General features: G+C 35.0%; 5 protein-coding genes and 1 pseudogene. 3 read left to right on the forward strand and 3 right to left on the reverse strand.

Annotated features, from left to right (window positions below; translation table 11 throughout):
• Positions 1-317 precede the first annotated feature (317 nt).
• A pseudogene (locus tag U9P79_09585) lies at positions 318-557 on the reverse strand (IS4 family transposase).
• A gap of 122 nt (positions 558-679) precedes the next feature.
• Positions 680-1906, reverse strand: a complete 1227-nt coding sequence (locus U9P79_09590) for a hypothetical protein (GenBank protein ID MEA2104874.1) — start codon at positions 1904-1906, stop codon at positions 680-682.
• Between the two features lie 256 nt (positions 1907-2162).
• Here U9P79_09590 and U9P79_09595 point away from each other — a divergent pair, with 256 nt between their 5' ends.
• The 3 genes from U9P79_09595 to U9P79_09605 all read left to right on the forward strand — a co-directional run bounded on the left by U9P79_09595 (position 2163) and on the right by U9P79_09605 (position 5505).
• Positions 2163-3641: a hypothetical protein gene (locus tag U9P79_09595; protein ID MEA2104875.1), complete on the forward strand. Its 1479-nt coding sequence runs from the start codon at positions 2163-2165 to the stop codon at positions 3639-3641.
• A 376-nt stretch (positions 3642-4017) separates the two neighbouring features.
• Positions 4018-5037 (forward strand): response regulator, encoded by a 1020-nt coding sequence (locus tag U9P79_09600; GenBank protein MEA2104876.1) that lies wholly within the window; start codon positions 4018-4020, stop codon positions 5035-5037.
• A gap of 87 nt (positions 5038-5124) precedes the next feature.
• Positions 5125-5505: a response regulator gene (locus U9P79_09605; protein ID MEA2104877.1), complete on the forward strand. Its 381-nt coding sequence runs from the start codon at positions 5125-5127 to the stop codon at positions 5503-5505.
• 22 nt (positions 5506-5527) lie between these two features.
• Here the strand turns inward: U9P79_09605 and U9P79_09610 are convergent, their stop codons facing one another.
• Positions 5528-8752 carry a UvrD-helicase domain-containing protein gene (locus U9P79_09610; GenBank protein ID MEA2104878.1) on the reverse strand — a complete coding sequence of 1075 codons (3225 nt, stop codon included), beginning with the start codon at positions 8750-8752 and terminating at the stop codon, positions 5528-5530.
• Positions 8753-8808 lie beyond the last annotated feature (56 nt).

Raw genomic sequence — 8808 nt, forward strand, 5'->3', positions numbered from 1 at the left:
CGCCGACGATATGCCAACCTTACGAAGCATTATATCTAAACATGAGAGCCTGAAATTAGGAGAATTAGAGAATTTATCCGAGACTCCGCATACCAAAAATCCACTTTATTATATTTAATTATTCATCCCGTTGGATAGTCATCCTACGGGATTCATCAAATTAGCCAAGTTATTGATAGAAATTTGAGTAAAGAGTACCTAATATCTCAAGAATAACTTTGTGACTTGGTTGTAGATTAGCAATTATTTTTTCGGTATTGTCAACAATAATTTCGTGCACCCCGATCAGGCTCGGCGCCCAGACGGGCAAAACAAAAGAATACCCACTTTGCTGTTGGATTTTGAATATCCCTTTTCATCTGATTTGGGAAATATTTACCTTGTACCTTCAATTCTTTTCGTATCCTATATTCCAAAGCAGAATAAACCATTAAACAGAGTGTCATAATGAAGAGTAATGATTCTATCCTTTCAGGTTTTTCAAGAAATATTGAGGAAGCCAAAAAAGCAGGGTCTTTCAAAAAGCGAAATCCTCTTTCTTTACGTTTTTTTATCTTTCAGTAAAAGAGATAGTTTAATTATAAAAATAAACATTATTTTATTGAAAACAGCGGTTTCTATTAATTGAGCAGATTTGCTCACATATTCCTCGCAGAATTTGTTGTGGGAAAAATAGGGACTAAAATCCCCAATTAATATGAGCTTCCGGTAGAATAAATGCTTTATCCAATTTTTTTAATAGATTTTCCGGTGCTTCAATTCCATCTGAATATACCAGTGTGGAAGCAGGCATAATACCAAACCACATTCTTGTGAAAGCATTTACCGAAGCCCTCATTGTGGGCAGGATGTTGTCTTTTCCTTTTTTTGCAGATGAATTTTTCCCAATAGTTACGATATAATCTCCGGCGATTCCTTGCCAGTTCATTTCATTCGGAAGGTATTTTTTTACCGGATCGGATAACTGGAGATTGAAAGTAATATCATCACAAGAAAGATGTGTGTTCTGCAAACATTTTACCAAATCCAAAACACGAATCTGCCAATAGGCAGAAGAATAAATTAGGTTCTGTTTATCCGATTTTTTGGTAATGCTTTTGTGAAAAAAAGGTTTTTCGATAAAATCCTGAAAATGAATGAAGGGAGGTTCTACCATTTTGATAAGAAGATATTGATCCTCGAAACTTTTCAACAGTGCCAAAAGATCCATCAATTGATCAAGATTTTGATACGCCAACCATTGAACCCAAATCGGTCCCTGTTCTTTCCCTTTCCCGTAAAACCAAATATGATGGGTTAGTTCCCCTTTTTTATTAAAATATCCGAAACCGGTATTTTTTTCCGGATCACCCATTTCAGCAGCTGTTGTGTATTCACCCAGAGTTACAGCTCCATGAAATGGCATTCTATTTACCCGTGATAAATGGATCTTCGTCAAATCCTTCTCGGTCAATCTCTGAGATATTTTGGGTTTTCTGTCAATTTCCAAAGCAGCTGGTGTGAAAGCAACAATGCGGTCATAGTTTCCGTTTCCAAAACCAAGCTTATTGTAATATCCCTGATCGAAAATACATAAACCCGATACTTCTGCTCCTGCTTCTGCATCTAATGCCATTCTGATAGCTGTTAGGCGTCCGGCAAATCCTTGTTTCCTCACTTTCAAACTGGCTAATACTCCGGTAATCGCTCCAAATGTTAGTTTTTCATCTTGATAATAAATATGACCATTAGAACTTAACGCAATGACTTCTGCTTCTCCATCAACTTCGTGGACCAGGGTATTCGCTTTTGGCAAAAAGTCATTCAAAAACTTATCTTTTTTCTTATCGTGCGCCCAACCGCATTCATTCAAAATTCTGTAAGCGGCATCTTTGTCTTTTTTGTAATCGTATTTTCGGAAATTCATTTTTCACGCCAATGTTTGATTATACTAAAAAAATTATGTATTAATTTTTCATACAATCCGTGATGATATTTTTTTGAAGTTTCCCAACTTTCCCCTTTTCTTGTCAAATATTATGAAAATTTTAATAGTATTTTTGCTTTGAGATTTTTAATCGCTGTTTTTCCAAAGCCGGATGTGAAATAATTTTTAATAAAATCCTTTACAAGAAAGATTTCAAATCTATTTTATGCCAAAAATCTAAAACGTCGGAGATGCTATGAAAATACATTTTAAATTGATTTTAACTCTTGCAATATTATCTGTTGTTTTCATATTTACAAATTCGTTAATGTCTCAAGATAGTTTTGAAGAGTATCAGAAACGGCAAAATGAGGAAATGGAAAAATATGCAAGCCAGCAGGACAAGGAGTTTGCAGAATTTCTCAGAAAAGAATGGGAAGAATTTCAGGTTTTCCAAGGAATCCAACCTGATAAAACGCCCAAGCCTGTAAGTCCTCCGAAAATTGATTCTGTAAAGGTAAAAAACTATTCCGGGAAAAAAATTATTCGTGATATTCAGAAACCTCAACCCGAGTCGAGAGAAGTGATTGCCGAAATCCGTGATTATAGTAAAAAAGTTGAATCTGAAAACAGAACCGTCCTGAACCTTGAATTTTTCGGAGACTCAATTTCCCTTGAATTTGATGAAAACTGGAAAAACTTCCACATTGATTCGGTTACCAAAAAAGGGATTGCTAATTTTTGGAAACAGATAAGCGAATCACAATTTCAACCATTTATATCTCAAGCTCAGCACTATAAAAATCTGATGGAACTGAACGATTGGGCATATTATTTACTTGCGAACACATTGGCAGAAAATATTTATCCCAATTCACAAAAGATGAAAAATCTGTTCGTTTGGTTTGTTCTAATAAAATCCGGTTATAATCTGAAGGTGGGATACAATTCCAACACAATTTATCTTCTGGCTCCTGCAAAACAAACAATGTACGGCTTACCCTATCTGAATATTGACAATAAACGCTATTTCAATTTATCCTTTCGTGATAATACAAAAACTGATCAAAACATTTACACATATAAGGGAAATTATGCAGATTCCAATAAATCTCTGGATTTGAATATTTATCAAAATCCCAATTTAAAAAAAGACATCCGAACAAAAAGACTTGAGTTTTGTGGCATCAATAGTCAGGATAGGCCATTTCCTGTTTTGATCAAATATAATGAAAATCTAATTGAATTTTATCACAATTATCCGCAAACAGATTTCAATGTGTATTTCGAAGCACCCATCTCAGGTGAAACCTTTTCATCTTTTGCTGATGGATTGAAACCTCTTTTAAAGGGAAAATCTGAACCGGAGGCAGTGAATATTTTGCTTCGGTTGGTCCAAAAATCGTTCGCTTATGAAACGGATCAGGAGCAATTTGGCAGAGAAAAATATTTTTTCCCGGAGGAAACAATTTTCTATCCGTTTTCAGATTGTGAAGACCGAGCTGTGCTTTTTGCCTATCTCGTTCGCAAACTATTGGGTTTACAAGTTATCGGATTAAATTACCCCGGGCACATTGCAACTGCTGTGTGTTTTACCGATGATATTGAGGGGGATAGCGTGAAATATGATAATAAAAAATATCTGATTTGCGACCCAACATACATAAATGCTACCGTTGGTATGGAAATGCCGACAGCAAAAAACAAGAAAGTAGAAATTATAAATATCAATTGAAATTTTTTGGATTAAGAAATTTATTCTCAGTCAATTTAATCTTGAACGAAAAGTATTGTGGATGTTTTCTCAAAAAAATCTTTCACGGATATTTGACAAAATTACTCCACTCCAAAAAGAATGAAATTTAATTAGAGTCTATCCGTAAAGTAGCCTTTTTCGACCTCACCCCGACCCTCTCCTATCGAGGAGAGGGAGATAAAAGTTCCCCTTCTCTTTGAAGAGAAGGGGTTAGGGGATGAGTTGTAAAAAGGATGAAGAATATATTTTACTTGGAAAAACTTAAGTCAAGTTCAAAAAAACGGAACTTAACTCAAGATTTTCCTTTACGGACAGACTCTAATTAACCTAAATAAAATAGTAAAGAAAGAATATTATGCAAAATAACTTTGGAAAAATACTTATAGTTGATGATAGCAAAATCAATATTGTAATTCTCACTCATATGTTTGATGATGAAAATTTGTCCTATGAATTAGCGATGAACGGCGAAACGGCTCTTGAACTTTTGGATTCCGAAAGTTTTGACCTTATTTTACTAGATATTGTAATGCCAAAAATGGATGGATTTGAAGTATGCAAAAGAGTAAAATCAAATCCAAAAACTAAAAATATTCCGATTCTTTTCCTCACCGCAAAAGACGCTACGAAAGATATTGTTAAAGGGCTGGAAATGGGAGCTGCCGATTATTTAACTCGTCCTTATAATCCGATCGAATTGATTGCAAGAGTAAAATCCCAACTAAAACTAAGGAAAGCGGATAAAGCACTGAGGCGATTAATAAGGGAAAAAGAACTTCTTTTTCGTGAAGCCCACCACCGAATAAAAAATAATTTTACGATTATCTCTGCAATCTTAAGCATGCAAAGCGAACAAATATCTGATGAAAATAGCAAATCTGTTCTCAACAATTCCCGAGATCGGGTTTTAACAATGGCGAGATTGCACGAAAAACTATATAGTTCTGCTACTCAGGATTCTATCAACATGAAATATTACTTTTCCAAAATAATAAATGATTTGAATAAAGGCTATAATATTGAAAAAAAGGGTATAAAAATTGTAGAAAAAATTGATGAGATAAGTATTCCCTCAAAATTGGCAACTTCCTGTGGTTTGCTCCTGAATGAAATTTTTACAAATGCCTATAAATATGGTTTCCCGAATGGGGAAAAAGGAAAAATTGAAGTTGATTTTCATGAAAACAGTGAGAGTGAAATCGTTCTGAGAATATTCAATGACGGGGTGCCTATCTCGGAAAATATAAACGTTCTCCATGAAGGTGATACTCTCGGGATGAATATGATTGGGATGTTGGTTCAGCAAATCGATGGCAAAATTACGATAAATAATGAAAACGGGACTGAATTTAAGATCACTTTTGAAAAATTTTAAACAAAGTTTGCAAAAGACTGGAGTTCATCCGGAAACGACTTGTAAAGTCCGGTGAGAAAATTTTATAGATAAAAGGAGAGTGCAAAGATGAATGCAAAAATCAAGATTATGATTGTAGAAGATTCATCAATAATTGCTCAATTATTACGTAAAGAACTTAAATTGAAAGGTTATGAAGTGTGCGGTTTGGCTCCAACCGGAGCATTAGCCATCACAATGGCAAAAGAAAAGAACCCTGATGTAATACTGATGGATATCGGATTAGCCGATAACATTGATGGAATTGAGGCAGCCGAGAAAATCATTTCTTATAAAAATATTCCGGTTATCTTTTTGACCGGTTACAACGATGAAGAATTGAAAAAAAGAGCTGACAAACTCAACCCTGCTGCCTATTTTCTCAAACCGACAGGATCATATAAACTTAAAGCTGTGATTGATTCTGTAATGGAAAAGCATTATAAATAAAAATTCTTCTTCCATTCTGTTCTCAAAACAGCGTTTCTTGTAGATCGTCCTTTTTCTTCTTTTTTTTGTAAGAAGATTTTGTAAGGTCAAGCAGAGATTTTTCAATATTAGATAGAAACGGACTTTTTGGAAGTGTATATTGTTTCCCAAAAAGGAATCTTTTGTGTGCAAAAGTAAGGAAAAGATATTTTTGAGCACGTGTCATTCCCACATAAAAAAGCCTTCTTTCCTCTTCAGTATCTGCCTTTTGATTTTCCATAATTGAATAGGGAAGAAGCCCATCTTCGCAACCAATAATAAAAACGCATTTGAATTCCAATCCTTTGGCTGCATGAAGAGTCATCAAAGAAACATTTTCCACAGTTTTGTCATAACGATCAATTTCCCGCCCGATGGAAATATATTTCACAAATTCTTCGATGTTATTTTTAAATGGAGTAGCGAGTTCGAGCAATTTGTCAAAGCAATCTGCATTTTTAATTTTTTCGTTTTTAAAATATGTAATAATAATCCGTTCCAGAATATCAGCAACGGATTTTTCCTCGAAGATCAATTTTAGTTGGAGCAATTCTCCGATTGTGATTTTTCTTGATTTGATAAGTTGATCAGTGAGCAATAAATTTTTCGGGTTCAGCGATACCTTCAAAAGATCAATCACAGATTTATTCGGTTCTTTTTGAAAAAACGGTTTAATTCCAAATCTATTATAAGGTATGCTATGATCGTGGAATGCTTTTTCTATAGAATCTAATTGCCGGTTGAGTCTGCCCAGAACAACAAAATCTGACAAACTGCATATTTCAGAATCATTTGCACCTGTGGTAATGCCGCTATCCATCGAGAAAAAACGCAGCCCACCCATCATATTTTCTATAGTTCTGGCAATCTGCTCCGCCTCGCCTTTTTCCGTAAAATTTTCCAAAACCGAAAGCTTAACTCCGGCATTCAAGCCGTCTATTGCCGATTGATGAAAAGCATTTTTAGAGAGAACTTGATTGGATGCTTTTAAAATTTTATTTGAGCAACGGTAACTTTTCTTCAGAAAAAAGGATTTTGCAGTCGGAAATTCTTTTTCAAATTGATGAATAAAATTTACATTTGCACCGCGGAATCCATAAATTGCTTGATTTGGATCACCAATAACGCATACATTCGACTTTTCATCAGGCATCAGAAACTTTATGAGTAAATATTGAGCATAATTAATGTCCTGATATTCATCAACGAAAACCCATTGATATTTAGATTGATATTGTTCTAATGTATCCTGATTTTCTTTGAATAAAATAATGACTTTGTAGATAAGATCGTCCAAATCGAACGAATTATAAAACTGGATTGTCTGCTCGTATTTATTGATAATTTTGATAAATCCCTTATCCATCAAATCACTTGAAATTTTTGCATTTTGTTTAAATTCGGTGATTTTTTTAGAAATTTCTTTTAGCTTATTTTGAGGAATATTTAATTTTTCTTTGAGAATAATTCTTTTCTCTCGCTCACTAAATATAGAAAAATTTTCTTTTCTGTTAAAATAGCCGCCATACTTTTTCAGAACGGAAAGCCCGAAGGAATGAAATGTGGAAATTGTCATTTTCCGGATTTCGGACTTGCCTATATTTTTTCGCAACCGTTCCGCCATCTCCTCTGCTGCTTTGTTTGTAAAAGTGATTGCCAGAATATTTTGAGGATCATTTTTTTTATTGAGAATAAGATATTCAATTCGCTGAGTTAGAACTCTGGTTTTTCCGGTGCCCGGTCCGGCGATAATTATGAGTGGACCTTCACCGTATTTAACCGCTCGTTTTTGTATTTGATTGAGGGGTCGCAAAATATCAGTTTGGATTTTTTGATTTTTTGATTTGATGTCATTATCAAACAAATTTAACTCCTCCAGTTTTTTTCTTTGCTCTTGAAATTTTTTTATATCAAAATTAAGCAGCGGGATTTTAGAGGGAGAAAAAATTTGTGATTTTGTGTCCTCGCTAAAAAGTGTTTTTTGTTTGCTGAAAGCAGAAAGTTCATTCGGAGAAAAAACCGTGATTTGACCAAACTCTCCATCAAATCCTTCCGATATTTTTACTTCCTTATTACGCATGCGTCGAATTCCTTCTGCAAGAATTTCGTTATGTTTTTTTTCAATCTCAGGAATCGGGATATTGAGAAGGAGATCAAATTCAGAAGCGAATTTATTTAGAATTGACTCGTAAATTTTGCCCACGGTTTTGGAATTTGGTCCGACCCCGACAATTTGAGAAATAATATTTTTCAGAGTAATGATGGAGAGAAATGGAAGACGATTTTTTCGCTGTGTCGGGTATTTTCGATCAGCGAGTTGGGCAACGCGATTCATCACTCCCACAGTTACTTTTTTTCCGCATTTTGGACAGATTCCTTTATTTTCAAGTGTCTCGAGAGGATTCAACCGAACTCCACATTTTCGATGCCCGTCAAAGTGATACTTTCCTTCTTGGGGAAAAAATTCGATTGTGCCGAGAAAGTTTTTGGGATTCCCTTCTTTCATCGCTTTTTTTATGCCGTTGTATGAAAATTCCGTAGCAAACATATTCGCTTCTCTACCCAATTTTTCAGGTGAATGTGCGTCGGAATTGGAGATCAGAGTGTATTTATCGAGAAAGCTGCAAATCCAGTTCATTGGTGGGTCGGAAGATAAACCTGTTTCCACAGCGAAAATGTTTTCCGTTAGATCTCCATAGCATTCTGCAATTGTATCGAAACCGGATTTGGAGCCAAGTGCAGAAAACCACGGCGTCCAAATATGTGCGGGAACGAGAAAAGCGTCTTCCGATGATTCAAGCACAATTTCCAGTAAATCTCGTGAATCCAGCCCCAATATCGGTCTGCCATCCGATGTGATATTTCCGATGTTGGAAAGTTTGATTTGAATTTTTTCCACAGTTTGAAAATCAGGTGCAAAAAGCAAATTGTGAACTTTGCGAACCTTTCCGAATTTTTTGTAAATGTTACTGATTTCAGCCGTTAGAATAAAACGGGTGTTACTCCTCGGATTCAGTTTGAATTTATCTTTTAATTTGAAAAGCCCCTGCTCCGCCGGTTCGAGTTTGGCAGATAATTCTTTTGTCCAACCCGGATGAGCAAAATCACCTGTGCCAATTATTTGAATTCCTTTTTTATGAGCCCAAAAATCAAGTTGCTCGGGGATTAGATTTCTGCTTGTGGCTATTGAAAAATGGGAATGGATGTGAAAATCTGCTATAAATTTCATAATCTGCAATATTCGGGATAGAAATTCACCGTCAATTAATTTGGATTATTTTTTTT

It is taken from the genome of Candidatus Cloacimonadota bacterium (genome assembly GCA_034661015.1).
In the GTDB taxonomy this organism is placed as follows: domain Bacteria; phylum Cloacimonadota; class Cloacimonadia; order JGIOTU-2; family JGIOTU-2; genus JAYEKN01.

Excerpts from the sequence above, each read along its gene's own strand:
- U9P79_09590 (MEA2104874.1), bottom strand. The coding sequence starts at position 1,906 with ATGAATTTCCGAAAATACGATTACAAAAAAGACAAAGATGCCGCTTAC.
- U9P79_09595 (MEA2104875.1), top strand. The coding sequence starts at position 2,163 with ATGAAAATACATTTTAAATTGATTTTAACTCTTGCAATATTATCTGTT.
- U9P79_09600 (MEA2104876.1), top strand. The coding sequence starts at position 4,018 with ATGCAAAATAACTTTGGAAAAATACTTATAGTTGATGATAGCAAAATC.
- U9P79_09605 (MEA2104877.1), top strand. The coding sequence starts at position 5,125 with ATGAATGCAAAAATCAAGATTATGATTGTAGAAGATTCATCAATAATT.
- U9P79_09610 (MEA2104878.1), bottom strand. The coding sequence starts at position 8,752 with ATGAAATTTATAGCAGATTTTCACATCCATTCCCATTTTTCAATAGCC.